The organism is Streptomyces sp. NPDC031274 (assembly GCF_055570235.1).
Map to the genome: position 1 here is coordinate 168,040 of NZ_JBVIHP010000020.1, position 16,450 is coordinate 184,489.

13 protein-coding genes are annotated in these 16,450 nt (G+C 71.6%); 6 read left to right on the top strand and 7 right to left on the bottom strand.

Annotated features, from left to right (window positions below):
- Window positions 1-51 precede the first annotated feature (51 nt).
- Window positions 52-1,341 (top strand): MFS transporter, encoded by a 1,290-nt coding sequence (locus ACZ5CR_RS29485; RefSeq protein ID WP_468862889.1) that lies wholly within the window; start codon window positions 52-54, stop codon window positions 1,339-1,341.
- Here ACZ5CR_RS29485 and ACZ5CR_RS29490 read toward each other — a convergent pair.
- From ACZ5CR_RS29490 to ACZ5CR_RS29505, 4 genes are all read right to left on the bottom strand, one after another.
- The gene (locus ACZ5CR_RS29490; protein ID WP_468862826.1) at window positions 1,334-1,993 is read right to left on the bottom strand and encodes a flavin reductase family protein; all 660 of its coding nucleotides are present in this window, start codon (window positions 1,991-1,993) and stop codon (window positions 1,334-1,336) included. The two genes, ACZ5CR_RS29485 and ACZ5CR_RS29490, sit on opposite strands and share 8 nt — an antisense overlap.
- A gap of 141 nt (window positions 1,994-2,134) precedes the next feature.
- Window positions 2,135-2,938, bottom strand: a complete 804-nt coding sequence (locus ACZ5CR_RS29495) for an enoyl-CoA hydratase/isomerase family protein (protein WP_468862828.1) — start codon at window positions 2,936-2,938, stop codon at window positions 2,135-2,137.
- Between the two features lie 238 nt (window positions 2,939-3,176).
- On the bottom strand, window positions 3,177-5,402 hold the full coding sequence (locus ACZ5CR_RS29500; protein ID WP_468862829.1) for an acetate--CoA ligase family protein: 2,226 nt from the start codon (window positions 5,400-5,402) through the stop codon (window positions 3,177-3,179).
- A gap of 344 nt (window positions 5,403-5,746) precedes the next feature.
- Window positions 5,747-6,910, bottom strand: coding sequence for a flavin-containing monooxygenase (locus ACZ5CR_RS29505; RefSeq protein ID WP_468862830.1), 1,164 nt, complete (start codon window positions 6,908-6,910; stop codon window positions 5,747-5,749).
- Window positions 6,911-7,150: 240 nt separating this feature from the next.
- Between ACZ5CR_RS29505 and ACZ5CR_RS29510 the strand changes: the two genes are divergently transcribed.
- Together ACZ5CR_RS29510 and ACZ5CR_RS29515 are read left to right on the top strand one after the other, a co-directional pair.
- Entirely contained in the window at window positions 7,151-7,669 is a 519-nt protein-coding gene (locus ACZ5CR_RS29510) for a Zn-ribbon domain-containing OB-fold protein (RefSeq protein ID WP_468862892.1), read from the top strand.
- 40 nt (window positions 7,670-7,709) lie between these two features.
- Window positions 7,710-8,597: a GNAT family N-acetyltransferase gene (locus ACZ5CR_RS29515; protein WP_468862832.1), complete on the top strand. Its 888-nt coding sequence runs from the start codon at window positions 7,710-7,712 to the stop codon at window positions 8,595-8,597.
- 18 nt (window positions 8,598-8,615) lie between these two features.
- Here the strand turns inward: ACZ5CR_RS29515 and ACZ5CR_RS29520 are convergent, their stop codons facing one another.
- Entirely contained in the window at window positions 8,616-9,347 is a 732-nt protein-coding gene (locus ACZ5CR_RS29520) for a pyridoxine/pyridoxamine 5'-phosphate oxidase (protein ID WP_468862834.1), read from the bottom strand.
- 172 nt (window positions 9,348-9,519) lie between these two features.
- Window positions 9,520-10,818, bottom strand: coding sequence for a thiolase C-terminal domain-containing protein (locus tag ACZ5CR_RS29525; protein WP_468862835.1), 1,299 nt, complete (start codon window positions 10,816-10,818; stop codon window positions 9,520-9,522).
- Between the two features lie 147 nt (window positions 10,819-10,965).
- Between ACZ5CR_RS29525 and ACZ5CR_RS29530 the strand changes: the two genes are divergently transcribed.
- Both ACZ5CR_RS29530 and ACZ5CR_RS29535 read left to right on the top strand, forming a co-directional pair.
- Window positions 10,966-12,282, top strand: a complete 1,317-nt coding sequence (locus ACZ5CR_RS29530; protein WP_468862894.1) for an acyl-CoA dehydrogenase family protein — start codon at window positions 10,966-10,968, stop codon at window positions 12,280-12,282.
- Complete coding sequence (locus tag ACZ5CR_RS29535) at window positions 12,282-12,758, top strand: nitroreductase family deazaflavin-dependent oxidoreductase (RefSeq protein WP_468862837.1); 477 nt, start codon at window positions 12,282-12,284, stop codon at window positions 12,756-12,758. The genes ACZ5CR_RS29530 and ACZ5CR_RS29535 overlap by 1 nt, the downstream gene beginning before the upstream one ends.
- A gap of 225 nt (window positions 12,759-12,983) precedes the next feature.
- On the opposite strand, the gene ACZ5CR_RS29540 is transcribed toward ACZ5CR_RS29535, so the two are convergent.
- Window positions 12,984-13,631, bottom strand: a complete 648-nt coding sequence (locus ACZ5CR_RS29540) for a TetR family transcriptional regulator (RefSeq protein WP_468862840.1) — start codon at window positions 13,629-13,631, stop codon at window positions 12,984-12,986.
- A 338-nt stretch (window positions 13,632-13,969) separates the two neighbouring features.
- Here ACZ5CR_RS29540 and afsK point away from each other — a divergent pair, with 338 nt between their 5' ends.
- Window positions 13,970-16,339, top strand: a complete 2,370-nt coding sequence (afsK, locus tag ACZ5CR_RS29545) for a protein serine/threonine kinase AfsK (protein WP_468862895.1) — start codon at window positions 13,970-13,972, stop codon at window positions 16,337-16,339.
- Window positions 16,340-16,450 lie beyond the last annotated feature (111 nt).

Sequence of the window (16,450 nt, forward strand, 5' to 3'; positions counted from 1 at the left end):
GGGCCGCCCACGGAGGTGCCGGGCCCGCCCACGGAGGTGCCCGGGCCGCCCATGGAGGCACCGAGGCGGCGTCGTCGTATCCACCGGGCGTGGTTCGTCGCCGCCGTGACCTTCGTGACGATCATCGGCGCCGCGGCCTTCCGGTCCCTGCCGGGCCTGCTCATCGACCCGCTGCACGACGAGTTCCACTGGTCGCGCGGCACGATCGGCCTCGCGGTCTCCATCAACCTCGCGCTGTACGGGCTCACCGCGCCGTTCGCCGCCGCCCTGATGGACCGCTTCGGCATCCGGAAAGTGGTGGCGGTCGCCCTCGTCGTGATCGCGCTCGGTTCGGGGCTTACCGTCTGGATGCAGTCCGCCTGGCAGCTGCTGCTGTGCTGGGGGCTGCTCGTCGGCCTCGGCTCGGGCTCCATGGCGCTGGCCTTCGCCGCCACCGTCACCAACCGGTGGTTCACCACGCGGCGCGGGCTCGTCACCGGCGTCCTGACGGCGGCCTCCGCCTCCGGACAGCTGATCTTCCTGCCGCTGCTCTCCTGGCTCGTGGGCGCCCATGAGTGGCGGCCCGCTGCGGTGACCGTCGCCCTGGCCGCGCTCGCCGTCGTCCCGTTCGTCTGGCTGCTGCTGCGCGACCACCCCGCGGACGTGGGCCTGAAGCCGTACGGGGCCGAGGAGTTCGTGGAGAAGCCGCCGCCCGTCACGGGGGCCGCGCGGCGTGCGGTCACCGTGCTGTTCAAGGCGGCCCGCACCGGTCCGTTCTGGCTGCTCGCCGGGACCTTCGCCATCTGCGGCGCCTCGACGAACGGTCTGATCCAGACGCACTTCGTGCCCGCCGCGCACGACCACGGCATGCCGATCACGGCGGCCGCGTCGCTCCTCGCCGTCATCGGCGTCTTCGACGTCGTGGGCACGATCGCGTCCGGCTGGTTCACGGACCGCTTCGACGCGCGGCGGCTGCTGGCCGTGTACTACGCGCTGCGCGGCATCTCGCTGCTCTTCCTGCCGCTGCTGCTCGACGCGACGGTGCACCCGCCGATGATCTTCTTCATCGTCTTCTACGGCCTCGACTGGGTGGCGACCGTGCCGCCGACCCTGGCCCTGTGCCGCGAGCAGTACGGCGACGACAGCGCCATCGTCTTCGGTTGGGTGCTCGCCTCGCACCAGGTCGGTGCCGCGATCGTGGCCGTCGTCGGCGGTGTCGTGCGGGACGTCTTCGGGTCGTACGACGTGATGTGGATCGCCTCGGGCGCGCTGTGCGCGGCGGCGGCGTTGATGGCCCTGGTCATCCGGCGGCGGGTCGGCGACGACGAGGAGACCGCCGCGCGGTCCGCCGCGCTCACGTAGCGGACGTGCCGGGCCGGTCGCGTGTGCCGAGCGTGTCGTGCGTGCCGAATGTGCCGAACGTGCCCCGGTGGAACAGGAGTGGTTCGCCGTCGTCGGTGGCGCCGAGGGCGGCCACGCGGCCGACCACGATCAGGTGGTCGCCCCCGGTGTGCACCGCCTGGATCGTGCAGTCGATCCAGGCCGGTACGCCGGCCAGGCGGGGGGAGCCGGTGACGGGCGCGGAGTCGTACACGACACCGGCGAACTTGTCGGCGCCGCTCACCGCGAAGCCGCGGCAGAGCGAACCCTGATCGGCGCCCAGGACGTTGACGCAGAAGACGCCCGCGCGGGCGATGCGCGGCCACGTCGTCGACGTACGCGCGACCATGAAGGAGACCAGGGGCGGGTCGAGGGAGAGCGCGGAGAAGGACTGACAGGCGAACCCGGCCGGGCCCGGTTCGCCTTCAGACGCCGGTGCTGTCACAACGGTCACGCCGGTCGCGAAGTTCCCCAGTACGCGCCGGAACTCACGCGCGTCGAGCGGCGCCCGCTCGTCGTCGCCGACCGCCCGCAGCCGCGGACGCGGAAGGGCTTCGAGGGGCCCTGTGGTGGTCGGCGCTCCGACCGACCTGAGGTATCGGACGGCGGTGGCCGCCATTCCTGCATGTCCCATCACATCAATCATTGAAGCTGACGGTTCGTCAGATTGGAAGGGATCGGAGACCGGGAGACTGAAGGGATCGGAGACCGGGAGACTGCGCGTTCTCGATGTTCTCGGGCGAACTCAACGGCCTTCGTGTGAATTTGGGCGAACTCAACGGCCCTCGTACGAAGGTGAACGGCGCTCCACGAAGCTGGCCACGCCCTCGTTCGCGTCCGCCGTCGTCATGTTGATCTCCTGCGCCGTGGCCTCCGCAGCGAAGGCCGTCGCCCGGTCCGATTCGAGGGACGCGTTGACCAGCTGCTTGGTCATGGCGATGGCACGGGTCGGCCCGCTCGCGAGGCGCTCCGCCCAGGCGCGGGCCGTCTTCTCCAGTTCATCGGCGGGTACGACGCGGTTGACGAGCCCGAGCCGTTCGGCGTCCGCGGCCAGCACGGAGTCCCCGAAGAACATCAGCTCCTTGGCCCGCTGCGGTCCGATGAGGCGGGGCAGCAGGTAAGCCCCGCCGCCGTCCGGCACCAGACCCCTGCGCACGAACACCTCGATGAACTTGGCCTGTTCGGCGGCGATGACGAGATCGCAGGCGAAGGCGAGGTGCGCGCCGATCCCGGCCGCGGTCCCGTTCACCGCGGCGATCACCGGCTTCTCGCAGTCCAGGACGGCGGAGACGAGGCGCTGGGCGCCCAGCTTGATGGTGCGGGCCACGTCACCGGGCACCCGATCGGCACTGCTCGGCGCACCGCGCAGATCGGCTCCCGCGCAGAATCCCTTGCCGGTCGCGGTGATCACGACCGCACGGACACCGGGGTCCGCGGAGGCTTCGGCGAGCAGCGAGATGACGCGTTCGCGCTGGTCCCAGGTGACGGCGTTCATGGCTTCGGGCCGGTTGAGGGTGATCCACGAGACGCCGTTGTCAGTGGCGTGGAGTACCAATGAGTCGAGGGGGGTGTCCGACATGGGGGAGTGGCTCCGAATCGTGTGCGGGGTGAACAGGGGCGTGATCAAGTGCCTGAGCAGGTGCCTGATCAGGTGCGTGATCAGGCGGGTGGTGGGCGGGAAGCGTCCGCCGCACAGCCGTGGTCTCGCGCCGAGCCGCTCGGCGGCGGACGGCGATGGCGTCGTGCGGCGCTCGGCGGCGGATGGCGAGAGCGTCGTGCGGGGCTCGGCGGCAGGCGGCGAGGGCGCCGAGCGTCGCTCAACGACAGACTGCGAGAGCGTCGAGCGCGACCGCGCCCTGACCCCGCGGCAACACCATCAGGGGGTTGATATCCAGCTCAGCCAGTTCGTCGCCAAGTTCAAGAGCCATCCGCTGCACCCGAAGCACCACCTCGACGAGGGCGTCGATGTCGGCCGGGGGCGCGCCACGGACCCCGTCGAGGAGCGGCCTCCCGCGCAGCTCGGAGAGCATCGCGAGCGCCTGGTCCTCGCCGAAGGGCGGCACCCGCACGGCCACGTCCCGCAGGACCTCGACGAGGACACCCCCGAGCCCCACGGTCACCGTCGGCCCGAAAAGATCGTCGTGCGTCACGCCCACGACCATCTCGACGCCCCGCTCCACCATCTGGCAGACAAGGACGCCGTCCAGCGCGATCCCTTCGTAGCGGGCGATGTCGGTCAGTTCCCGATAGGCGTCGCGCACCTGGCTCGCCGAGGTCAGCCCGACCTTCACCAGGCCCAGTTCGGTCTTGTGGGCGAGGTGCGCCCCGGACGCCTTCATCACCACCGGGTAGCCGACGAGTCCCGCCGCCCGCACGGCCGCCGCCGCACTGGTCACCAACTGCTCGCGCGGCACGCGAATCCCGTACGCGCGCAGCAGCTGCTTCGCCGCGTGCTCGCTCAGCTGCTGACCGGGCCGCATCAGGGCCTGGGCCTTGCGGAAGGAGGGGGAGGCCGTGCGCGGCGCGTCGGCGAAGGGGGAGCGGTAGCGGGTCGTGAACCGGTGGTGGTCCAGATAGGCGCGCACCGCCGTGATGCAGTTGGCGAAGGTGCGGAAGGTGGCGACGCGCGACGAGCCGAGCAGCGTCGTGCGGTAGGCCTCCTCGGTGCCGACGGGCGAGCCCCACACCACGCACACCAGCTTGTCCGTCTGCTCCGCCGCGTCCACCAGGTCCTGCGCCAGCTTGTCGCTCATGGGCGGAAAGGGCCCGGTGATGGGACAGATCAGCACCCCCACCTCCGGATCGTCCAGGATCGCGTCGATGATCTTCCGGCCGCGCCAGTCGCCGACCGGGTGCCCGCCGTTGTCGACGGGGTTAGCGACGTTCAGGTAGTCCGGTATCCACTGGTGCAGCTCCGCCTGCTTGGCGTCGGAGAGAGCGGGAAGCCGCAGCCCCGCCTCGGTCGCCAGGTCCGAGAAGTGCGCGCCCGTGCCGCCCGAGATCGAATAGACGACGACACCCTCGGCCTGCGGAGCCCGCGCCCGGGCCAACAGGGCGGACGTGTCCTGGAGTTCGTCGAGCCCGTCCACGCGGATCACGCCGAACTGCCGCATCGCCGCGTCGACGACCACGTCGGCGCCGGTGAGTTTGCCGGTATGTGAGGCGGCCATGCGGGCGCCGGTCTCGGTGCGGCCGACCTTGACCGCGACGACGGGCACGCCCCGCTGGGCGGCGCGGTCGGCGGCGAGCAGGAAGGAGCGGCCGTCCTTGAGGCCCTCGACGTAACAGGCGATGGCTCCGACCTCGGGGCGTTCGGCGAAGTAGGAGATGAAGTCGGCGGTCTCCAGGTCGGCTTCGTTGCCGGTGGGCGCCCAGTGCGAGAGGCGTACGCCGATCTCCTGCATCGTGAAGACGGGGCGGCCCTGGTGGCCGGACTGGGTGATCAGGGCGATCGCCGGTCCTTCGAGGTCGTCGCGGAACTTCTCGAAGGCGTTGAGATTGGTGTTGGGCCCGAGGAGGCGGATGCCCGAGCGCTCCACGGCGGCGGTCAGACGGGCCTGTGCGGCCGCGCCCTCCTCACCGGTCTCGGCGAACCCGGAGGCGAAGGCGACCGCGAACTTCACCTTGGACTCGGCGAGTTCCTCGATCACGGGAAGGGGATCACTGACGAGGAGTACGGCCAGATCGACCTGTTCCGGCAGGTCGGCGACGGAGGGGAAGCAGGGGGTGCCGAAGACGGACTGACGTGTGGGGTGCACGGGATACAGCCGCGCGCCGCCCCGCTCGGCCCAGTCCATGAGCTGACGGGTGATGCCGGTGTTCGGTCGGCCCTCGGCGTCGGACGCGCCGATGACGGCGACGGACTCGGGCCGGAAGAACCGGTCCAGGTCCGGTACGTCGGCGTGCAGAGGCCGTCCGCCGACGTCCAGGTCGTCCGCCGTGGCGGTCTGTCCGTGGACGGCGGGTGCCGGGGTTTCGCCGCAGGCCACAACACGCGCGCGGCGGGGGTCGGTGGTGAAGGTGCCGTATGTCGATCCAAGCATCGGTCCGCCCCGCTCCTGTGTGACAGCAACTCAACTGACGCATAGTCAGATTACTTAACTGACGCTGTGTCAGGAACAGTGCTGCACGCAAAAGCCTGAAGCGGGAACTGCCCGTACCGCCCGTAACACCCTTGTCGTCCGTGCCGGTGCGCTGCCTCATCCGTACCCATGTGCACGCGAGCGCTACCCCGCCCCGGCAGCCGAGGCCACCGGGGCGGGGGGTTCAAGCCATTGGGGGAAGGGGCGGCGGGGGAGCCGCCCGAGGGAGGGGGGCGGGCTGAGGGAGGGGGAGTCGGTCGAGGGGAGGGGGAGCCGCCCAGGGAGAGGGAGGGTGGGCCGTCGTGTCAGAGCGCTCTGGAGATAGCCTTCGCGATCTTCTCGGCGTCCAGGGCCATTTCCCGCAGCATGCCGCTGATGGGGTTGGTGAACCCGGTGAAGAAGAGGCCGGGGGCCGCCTTCGAGGTGCGGGCGCCGCGGACGAGCGGGGTGCCCTTCTTGTCGAGTACGCCGAGGTCGCCGATGAGCGGCTCCAGGGCGCGCCGGTAGCCCGTGGCCGCGATGACCGCCTCGGGAGCGATCAGCGTGCCGTCGGCGAGGGTGATCTTGCCGCCCTCGAAGGACTCGACGGCCGCGACCGGTTCGACCCGGCCCTTGCGCACCGCGTCGATCAGGCCCACGTCCTGCACCGGGATCGCACCCTCCTTGACGCGGGAGTACAGGCCGGTGCCGGGGCGGGGGAGCCCCCGCGCGGACAGATCGGGGACGCTCATCTTCGCGATGGGGCCCGCGAGGCGGTCGACGAGCGAGACGGGCAGTCTGCGGCACAGGATGCCCGTGCGCTGAGCGGGCCACCCCGCCGTGGAGCGGCGGACGATGTGCGGCGCGGTGCGCACGGCGAGGCGCACGCGGGCGGCGCCGCCCTCGGCGAGGTCGACGGCGATCTCGGCGCCGGTGTTGCCCGCGCCCACGACCAGGACGTCCTTGCCCTGGTAGGGGTGCGGGGCGCGGTAGGCGCTCGCGTGCGCGAGTTCGCCCGTGTACGTGTCGCGGCCGGGCCAGTCGGGCAGGTGGGGGGTGTGGTTGTACCCGGTGGCGATCACGACCGCGCTGCCGGTCAGCTCCCGGCCGCCGGTGGCGTGAAGGAGCCAGCCCGTGCCGTCGGCCGCGCGCTCCAGGCGGGAGACCTCGACGCCGGTGACGATCTCCAGCTGGTGGAACTCGGCGTACTTCTCCAGATAGCGGATGACGTTGTCACGTGACACCCAGCGTCCGAAGGAGCGCGGTATCGCGAGTCCGGGCAGGGCGGAGAGGCGTCGTGTCGTGTGCAGGTGCAGGCGGTCGTAGTGCGTGCGCCAGGAGGCGCCGACGCGGTCGGACTTCTCGAGCACGACCGCGCGTACGCCTCGCGCGCGCAGGGCGGCCGCCACGGAGAGCCCGCCGGGTCCGCCGCCGACGACGTACACGGGGCGATCTTGCTGTGGCGTCTGTGGGGGAATGGTGTCGGCCATGAATCTGAGAGTAATCACGCGGTCACTTGATGGGGGACGGTCAAGCCCCAAACCGGTTGCGAATTGATCACGGGTGTAGGCGGCGCGCCCTGTGTCCGTGGGCTTCATCGCACGTCGGAGGGCCCACGCGGCGTACGGCCTCTTGCGTACGCCTCTTGCGCAAGGGGCGGGCATACGCTGAACTGACGTACCGTCAGAAACCTTCATCCGGAATGGGAGAGACCGCCGCATGGACACGCTCTGGCTCGATCTGTGAACCCGCGCTTCGACCTTCCCGAGCCCGACGCCTTCACCCGCCCCTACTGGGACGCGGCCTCGGAGGGGCACCTCCTGATCCGCCGCTGCGGGGGGTGCGGCAAGGCGCACCACTATCCGCGCGAGTTCTGCCCGTACTGCTGGAGCGAGGAAGGCGGCTGGGAGCGGGCGAGCGGCCGCGCCACGCTCTACACCTGGTCCGTCGTGCACCGGAACGACCTGCCGCCGTTCGGCTCCCGTGTCCCGTACGTCGCCGCGGTCGTCGACCTCGCCGAGGGGCCGCGCATGATGACGGAGATCGTCGACGGTGAGGAGGGTGAGCTGCGGAACGGCCTACGGAACGGCCTACGGAACGACCTACGGAACGGTCTGCGGATCGGGATGGCGCTTGAGGTCGCGTTCCGCGAGGTGGGGGAGGAGGCGGAGGGGGCGGGCGTGACGGTGCCGGTGTTCCGGCTGGCTTCCCGGCGGGTTTCTCGGCGGGCCTCCCCGCGGGCTTCGTAATCCGCTTTCGCGGAGCACGAGAGGCGAGGGATCATGGTCCATGGCCTCCTCAGACGCGCACGGCAGCTGGCAGTTGACCTCCGACCTCGACCAATTTCTGGCCCGCGCCGGGGACTTCCTGCGCTCCGACCCCGCCGTGCACACCACACTGCTCAGTGCCTCCGACAATCTGCGCACGCGAGGGCTCCATGTGTACGGGGACGACGCACCCCGCTTCGGTATCCGCACCGGCGCCGACGGCGCCGACGGAGCCGTGGAGGGCGTCTTCCTGTGGACCCCGCCGCACCGGCTTTCGCTGAGCCCCCTGGTCGACAGGACGGCCGCCGACGACCTCGCCGCGCTGCTCTCCGACGCGGGCGAGAAGCTGCCCGGCGTCGGAGGCGAGCGGGAGACCGCGGAGGCGTTCGCACGGGCCTGGGAGCGGCGCACGGGGGCCACCGCCGAAGTCGCCCACCGGGACCGGCTGTACCGCCTGGGGGCTCTCACCCCGCCGGAGCCCACCCCGGAGGGACGCGCGCGCGTCGCCGCCGAGGCGGACCGGGAGCTGCTGACGCGCTGGCACAGGGAGTTCGGCGAGGCCTTGGGGGAGAGCCGGGTGATGGGCTCCGGGGCCTGGGCCGACTACCGCATCGCCGAAGGGAGCATCACCCTGTGGGAAACCCCCGACGGCACCCCCGCCGCCATGGCGGGCCGCACGCGACGCATCGCGGGCCAGGTCCGGGTGGCCCCCGTCTACACCCCCGCCGCACTCCGCGGCCGTGGCTACGCGGGAGCCGCGACCGTCGAGGTCAGCCGTGCCGCGCTGGCCGACGGGGCGGACGAGGTGCTGCTCTTCGCCGACCTCGCCAACCCCACGAGCACCGCGCTGTATCAGCGGATCGGCTACAGCCCGGTGCGGGACTTCACGCAGTACCGCTTCACGCGCTGACCTCCCGCGTGCTCACCGTCACGGCCACAGCAGCTCCTTGACCCAGTTCCCGTCCGTACCTCGCCGGTACCGCAGCCGCACGTGCCGGCGCCGCGCTTCCCCCTGGAAGAACTCGACCTCCGCCGGTTCGAGTACGTACAGCGTCCAGCTCGGCGCCGGGGCGTCCGGCTCGGCCTGCGCGTGCTCCCAGGCGGCCTGGCTCGCGGCCACCAGGTCCCCGTACGACGGCAGCACTTCGCTCTGCCTGCCGACCAGTGCCGACGCCAGTGCCCCGGGCGAACGGCGTGCGAGATCGGCGCGGCTCTCGGTGGCGCTCGCCGTCGTCACCCGGCCACGCACCCGGATCTGGCGGCCCTGCACGGGCCAGTAGAACCCGAGCGCGGCCTCCGGGCGTGCCGCGAGCTGGCGGCCCTTCGCGCTGCCCGCGTGCGAGCCGAAGTGCCAGCCGGACGCGTCGGCGTCGTGCAGCATCAGCGTCCGTACGTCCGGGTGGCCCGCCTCGTCCGCCGTCGCCAGGGTCATGGTGTGCGGTTCCACCTGGCCCGCCTCGGCCACGTCCACGAACCACTGCCAGAACAGGGGCAGCGGCCCTGCGGGGGCGGTCGCCGGGTCGAAGTCGGGAAGTTCGGTGTCCCAGACGCGGAGGGAGCGCAGGAGGGCGCGGCCGTGGGTGATGTCATCGGGTCTGGTGTCATCGGCCCTGGTGTCGTCGGACCTGGTGTCATCGGGCCTGGTCTCGGAGTCGTCCATCCGGCGAATCTACGGGAGCGGTCGTCGCGACGGGCTGTGGCTCGAACCCCGGGTCGACGTGGTCGAAGCGGTCGATGCGGTCGCTCCCGCTTGTGTACGTGGCGATGTACTGCCAGGCCTCGTACTGCCAGGCCTTGTACTGCCAGGCCCCGGCCTGAGCCCGCGCGGCTCCTCAGCCCCGCCCGAGCACCACTGTCCCCGACGAGCAGAACCACCCGCCCGTCCCGGACGCCACCGCCACCTCCGGCAGCCTTCCTCCCGCCTTCCGCACCTGGCGTCCTTCGCCCGCGTCGCCGCGCAGTTGCCGTACCGCCTCCACGAGCAGGAACAGGCCGCGCATTCCGGGGTGCTGGGCGGAGAGGCCGCCGCCGTCCGTGTTCGTGGGCAGTTCGCCGTCCCGCAGCAGGCGGCCCTTCTCCACGAACGCGCCGCCTTCGCCCTTCGCGCAGAAACCCAGGTCCTCAAGGGTCACCAGGGTCATGTAGGTGAAGGCGTCGTAGATCTCCGCCACGTCGACGTCCGCGGGGCGCACCCCCGCCCGCTCGAACGCCAGGCGCCCGCTCACCGCCGCCGGGGAGACCGTGAAGTCCTCCCACTCCGACATCGTCGTGTGCGAGACGTGCTCGCCGGTGCCGAGCACCCAGACCGGCGTCGACGCGCAGTCGGCCACGTACTCCTCCGCCGCGAGGAGCACCGCGCATCCGCCGTCGGAACGTATGCAGCAGTGCAGCTTGGTGAACGGGTCCGCGATCATCGGGCCGTCCAGGACCTCGTCGACGGTGATCGGGTCGCGGTACATCGCGTCGGGGTTGGTCGCGGCGTTCGCCCGTGCCTGGACCGCCACGGAGGCGAGCTGTTCGAGCGTCGTGCCGTACTCGTGCATGTGGCGGCGCGCGGCCATCGCGTACTTGGAGATCAGGGAGTGGCCGTACGGGACCTCGAACTGGAGGGGGCCGCGCGCGCCGAAGGAGAGGTTCGACGTGCGTCGTTTCGCCTTGATGTCGGCTCTGGCCGTCGATCCGTACACGAGGAGTACGGCGTTGGCGCGCCCGGCGGCGATCGCGTCCGCCGCGTGGGCCGCCATGACCTCCCAGGTGGAGCCGCCGACAGAGGTGGAGTCGACCCAGCGTGGTTTCAGGCCCAGGTACTCGGCGACCTCGACCGGGGCGAGCGTGCCGAGACCCGCGGACGCGATGCCGTCGATGACCTCGCGGCCCAGGCCCGAGTCGGCGAGGGCGCGGCGGGCGGCCTGGGCGTGCAGGGCGTAGGGGGTGGCCTCGTCCACGCGGCCGCAGTCGGAGAGGGATATGCCGACGACGGCCACCTTGCGCGGGCGGTTCTGCGGGCGGTTCCGCAGGCCGTTCTGCGGTCGGTTCCGGGGGCCGTCCTGCGGGCTGTTCCGCGGGCTGTCCGCCGACGCGCCCGCACCGGCCGACGCCGCGGAAGGGTCTGGAGGAAGGGGAGTTGGCATGAATCTGACGGTACATCAGATCGCGCGTACTCAGGGAGCCGTTACGTGCCGTCCCGGCCCTGTGCATCTGGCGGGTGCCGTCTTAGCATGACGATCCGTCAGATCTGGGTCGTCGCACACGGCGACGGCCCGGGGAGGAGCTCGCCGATGGACGCCGCCTTCACCGCGGAGCAGGAAGAAATCCGCCGCACCCTTCGTGAGCTCGTCACCAAACGCTGCGGCCCCGACGAGGTGCGGGCCGCGGTCCGCACTCCCGCCGGGTACGACGCCGCCCTCTGGTCCGCCCTCGCCGAACAGCTCGGCCTGCCCGGTATCGCCGTCCCCGAGGCGTACGGGGGAGTGGGGTGCGGCCCGGCGGAGCTCGCCCTCGGCAGCGAGGAACTGGGCCGCGCCCTCGTCCCCTCGCCCCTCTTCGCCACCGCCGCGCTCGTCGCCCCGCTCCTCCAGCGCCTGGGCACCGACGAGCAGCGGTCGCAGCTGCTTCCGCGCATCGCGGAGGGCACTCTCGCCGCCGCGCTCGCCGTGCCCGGCGCGGGGCTCGCCACCGCGCTCGGCCTCGTCGGCGACAACCTCGGCGACTGGTCGGGCGGCGGCCGTGCGGGCGGAGTGCAGGCCAGGCTGTCGGACGGCGTCTGGCGGCTCTACGGCCAGGCCGAGCAGGTCCTCGACGGGCACAGCGCGGGGCTGCTCGTCGTGGCCGCGCACACCGGGGGGTACGCCCGCTCGCGCACTCTCCTCTATCTCGTACGGGGAGGGGCCGCCGGTCTCGTACGGACCCGGCAGACGGCCCTCGACGAGACCAGGCCGCAGGCCCGCGTAGAACTGCGTGACGTGGAGGCGGAGTTGCTGGGTGCCGCCGATGACGCCGATGTGCCGGGGGCGCTCGCCGCGGTCGGTGACGTCGCCGCCACCGTGCTGGCCGCGGAGGCCGTGGGTGCGGCGGACAGGGCACTTGAGCGGACGGTCGAGTACGTCAAGCAGCGTGAGCAGTTCGGGCGGGCGATCGGGTCCTTCCAGGCCGTCAAGCACCGTCTCGCGGATGTGTATGTGCAGGTGCAGGCCGCGCGGTCGGCGGCGTACTACGCGGCGTGGGCCGCTGGAGCGGGACCCGAACGGGCCGGTGCGGGATCCGAACGGGCTGGTGCGGGATCCGAACGGGCTGGTGTGGGCTCCGAACGGGCCGGGGGTCTTGCGCTCGCGCAGGCGCTCGACGCGTTGCGGACCGCGGCGTCGGAGGCCGTGCAGTTGCACGGCGGCATCGGGTTCACCTGGGAGCACGAGGCGCATCTGTACTTCAAGCGGGCGTCGAGCGACGAGCTGCTCTTCGGGCCCGTGCACCGGCTGCGGGCACGCGCGGCGGAACAGGCTGAGCTGTTCGCACCGACGCCGACCCGTACCTCGACTCCGACCCCGCCCTCGCCCTCGACCTCGACTCCGCCCTCGACCCCGACGGTGGCCGTCTGATGGCCCCCGGTGTCCGCCTGATGCAGAAGATGTCGTCCACCAGGATCTTCGCGAAGATCGCCCCGCACTTCATCCCCGCCATGGACCGCACGGTGCACCGCCTCACGCGAGGCAAGGTGCTGCTCAGCGCGAAGATGCTGCCGGGGGTGATCCTGACGGTGCGCGGCGCCAAGAGCGGGATTCCGCGGCGTACGCCCTTGGCCTGTATGCCGGAGGAATCGGGGAGTTGGATCCTCATCGGCTCCAACTTCGGGCGTCCGGGGCATCCCGTATGGACCGGCAACCTCATCGCCCATCCGGATGCCGACGTCAACTGGCAGGGAGCGGACATTCCGGTCAGGGCGCGGCTGTTGGCGGGGGATGAGCGGGACTCGGCGTGGGGTGCGGTGCTGACGTTCTGGCCGCCGTACGCGACGTACCAGTCCCGCGTGGAACGGGAGATCCGGCTGTTCCGCCTGGAGCGGCGCACGGACTAGACGTACGGACGAACTAGGCACGCGCACGGACAAGACGCACGCACGCACGCACGAACCAGACGTACGGATCGGTTGCCCGGGGAACACAACGGCGGATCACTGGAACACCGTGATCCGCCGCTGCGGTGACAGGACTTGGTGAAGCGTCAGAGATGAAGAGCGCAGGAGAGCGCGGGAGAGTGCGGGAAAGCGCGGGAACGCGCGGGAGAAGATAAACGAGATGCCCTACTTCGTCGGCTTCTTTCCTGTTACGCCCAGATGCACCAACAGTGCGAGGTTCGGCTTCAGTTCGGCCTGCTTGACGCCCCACGTCTGGAAGCCCCGCTGGTGCGAGGCGACCGCGGCGAGCATCGCCACCAGGGAGCCCGCCATCGCCGCCGGGTTCACGTCCTTGTCGACCTTGCCCTTGGCCTGGAGCTCCTTGACCGTCTCGGTAAGGGAGTTGTTGACCGAGTTCAGGATCTTCATACGGAGCTTGTAGAAGCGTTTGTCGCCCTCCGCGGCACCCAGATCGACGACCCGGAGGATCGCGTCGTTCTTGCGCCAGAAGTCGAGGAAGCCCTCGACCAGCTCCTGGGAGGTCTGCCACCCCGCCTTGCCGACCCAGGATCGGCCGTCGAGGAGCTGGGTCAACTCCGCTCCCTCGGCCGCCATTTGCTCGGCGATCTCAAGGACGGCGCCCTCGACGTCGGGGAAGTATTGATAGAAGGTCGCGGGTGAAGTCCCCGCCTTCCGGGCGACGTCGATGACTTTGACGTCCCGGTAGGGCGAGGAGCTGAGCATCTCGCTGAGGCAGTCGAGCAGCTTCTGACGCGTCGCCTGACCGCGCCGACCGGCCACGCGGCCGTCGACGGTACGTACCTGTCCTGTCATGCCGTCAGCTTACCGAGGGGTGATCGGAGCGCGATTCGGCCGAGTGCAAATGGGGTTGGAGGCGGTATTCGTCCCCTCTTTCGCGCCACAAATCCGGTGTTCTGTGCCGAGGCCCGGCGCCGCGCTCGAATAGCTCATGTGTTCGACTCAGGCGTCACTCGCGTATCTCGTCTCCTCTTGCGTCTCCTTTGTCCCACAACACCCCGATCCCGCCCCGGGTTCGCAACCGTCGCCCCGTACAGGAAGAATCAGGGTGCGTGCCGCCGGAGCGGCTCGGTGGTGAGACGCTGCTCGGGGCCGCTCATACGGCGCCCGCGTACGGGGAGGTGGCAGGGCAAGTGGTGGATCAGCTGACGCAGCACGATCCGAGGCGGATCGGCCCGTTCGAGGTGCTCGGCCGGCTCGGAGCCGGTGGCATGGGGCTTGTCTACCTCGCGCGCTCCGCGTCAGGGCGGCGCGTGGCGATCAAGACGGTCAGGACCGAGCTCGCCGAGGACCAGCTGTTCCGCGTCCGTTTCACGCGTGAGGTCGAGGCGGCACGGGCCGTGTCCGGTTTCTATACGGCGGCTGTGGTGGACGCCGATCCGCGTGCGGCGGTGCCGTGGCTGGCCACCGCGTACGTACCGGCCCCCTCGCTCGAAGAAATAGTGAATGAACACGGGCCGCTGCCCACCCAGGCCGTGCGCTGGCTGGCGGCCGGCGTCGCCGAGGCCCTGGAGTCCATCCACGGCGCGGGCCTCGTCCACCGTGACCTCAAGCCGTCGAACGTCCTCGTGGTGGAGGACGGACCGCGCGTGATCGACTTCGGCATCGCGTCCGGCGTCTCCAACACCCGGCTGACCATGACGAACGTCGCGGTGGGCACACCCGCGTACATGTCGCCCGAGCAGGCGAAGGACTCACGCAGCGTGACCGGCGCGAGCGACGTCTTCTCGCTCGGCTCGATGCTCGTCTTCGCCGCCACCGGACACGCACCCTTCCACGGCGCGAACCCCGTCGAGACCGTCTTCATGCTGCTCCGCGAGGGCCCTGACCTGGCAGGACTTCCGGACGAGCTGCGCCCGCTCATCGAGACGTGCATGCAGATGGAGGCGCCGCTGCGGCCGAGCCCCAACGACCTCCAGGCCCAGCTGGCACCCCACCTCTTCGCCTCGGAGAGCGAGGACGGCGACAGCGGCACCGCCTCCGCCTGGCTGCCCGAGCGAGCCGTCGCGCTGATCGAGGCGCGCCGGGGCGGCCGTCCGCCCGTGCGGGCCGCGCTCGCCGCCTCCGGGCGCAGCGGTGGCGGCCGTGGAGGTGCCCCCGCCGTCGCACCGCCGCCTCCGCGGCACGCGCCGCCGGTGCCCGCCCCGCCGACGCAGCCGCCCCCCTTCGGGAACGTGCCGGACGCCGGTCCCGTGCACCTCGCAGGGGCGAAGGTGCCGATCGGTCCGGGACCGCGGGTGGCCGAAGCGCGCGCCGCCGCCGTGAGCGCGCCGCCCGCCGACGGCGGGCTCGCCGCCTCGTGGTCGCGGTCCAAGGCCGCCACGAACGGCGTCGACCCCGTGGTGCCCGCCCCCACCGCCGCGCCGGACGCGGGGGCCGCGTGGCGGCCGTGGCGGTTCCGGATGTCGAACGACGTCTGGGGGACGCCCGCCGTCGCGGGGAACCTCGTGTACGTCACGTCCTTCGAGGTCCACGCCCTGGACGTCGGCACGGGCCGCCGCAGCTTCAAGACGCGGGACGTCGCCTGGTCCATGGCGGTCGCCGACGGACGTATCCACGCCTCGGACGGCCCCACGCTCTACGCCCTCGACGGCGCCGAGGGCACCGACCTGTGGCGCCTGTCGACCGACGCCTGGGTGTACTCCCTGCAGGCCGACCGCGGCACCGTCGTCACCGGGACGCGCGGCGGCGGCGTACAGGCCTGGGAGGCCGCGAACGGCGAGAAGCTCTGGGAGATCACCGGGGCCCAGACCGACTTCGAGACGCCCGAGGCGGGACCCGTCGTCCATGACGGCACGGTCTACGTCTGGAAGGACGCGCGCCTGCGTGCCCTGGAGGCCCGTACCGGCGAGGAGCGCTGGTCGTACCCCGTCGGCGACGCGGCCTCCTGCGGCGGCGTTCCGGTGCGGCTCGCGCCCGCGCAGGACGGGTACGTGTACGTGTCCGCGGGGTCCCGGGTCCTGGCGATCGACGTGTCCGGCGGGCACGTCCGCTGGCACTTCGAGGCGCCCGCCGCGTTCCTGTGCCCGCCCGCGTACGCGCCGGGACCCGCGGTCACCGGCGGTGGCGTGTACCTCGCGGACTACCTCGGGACCGTGTACGCCCTGGACGCCATGGACGGCCGTGACCGCTGGCGCATCGCCACGGAGTCCCGGGCGTCGATCGAGCCCGTGCTCGTCGCGGACGGTCACGTGCACGTGGGCAGCGGCAAGGGGCTCTACACGCTGGACGCGGTGACGGGAACGCCCAAGTGGCGCTTCCAGGCCGGCGGCGAGGTCGTCGGCACGCCTGTCGTAGCCGACCGGCGGATCCACTTCGGTTCGACGGACCACCTGCTGTACACCCTGAAGGCGGACGACGGCCGCCTCCGCTGGAAGCTGGCCACCGGCGGCGAGATCACCGGTGCTCCGGTGGTGCGGGACGGCGTTGTGTACGCGTGCAGCAAGGACCGGTGCGTGTACGCGCTGGACGCGGAGCGGGGAACCGGGACCGCCCGGTCCTAGGCCGGGCCGGATCGTTCCTGGGTGGGGCCCGCGTCGTGACGGCCGTCGTACCAGTGTGCGGAAGGGGCTCCGGACGGCGGCCGTCCACTGGTGACGTTACGCCGAGTGGAT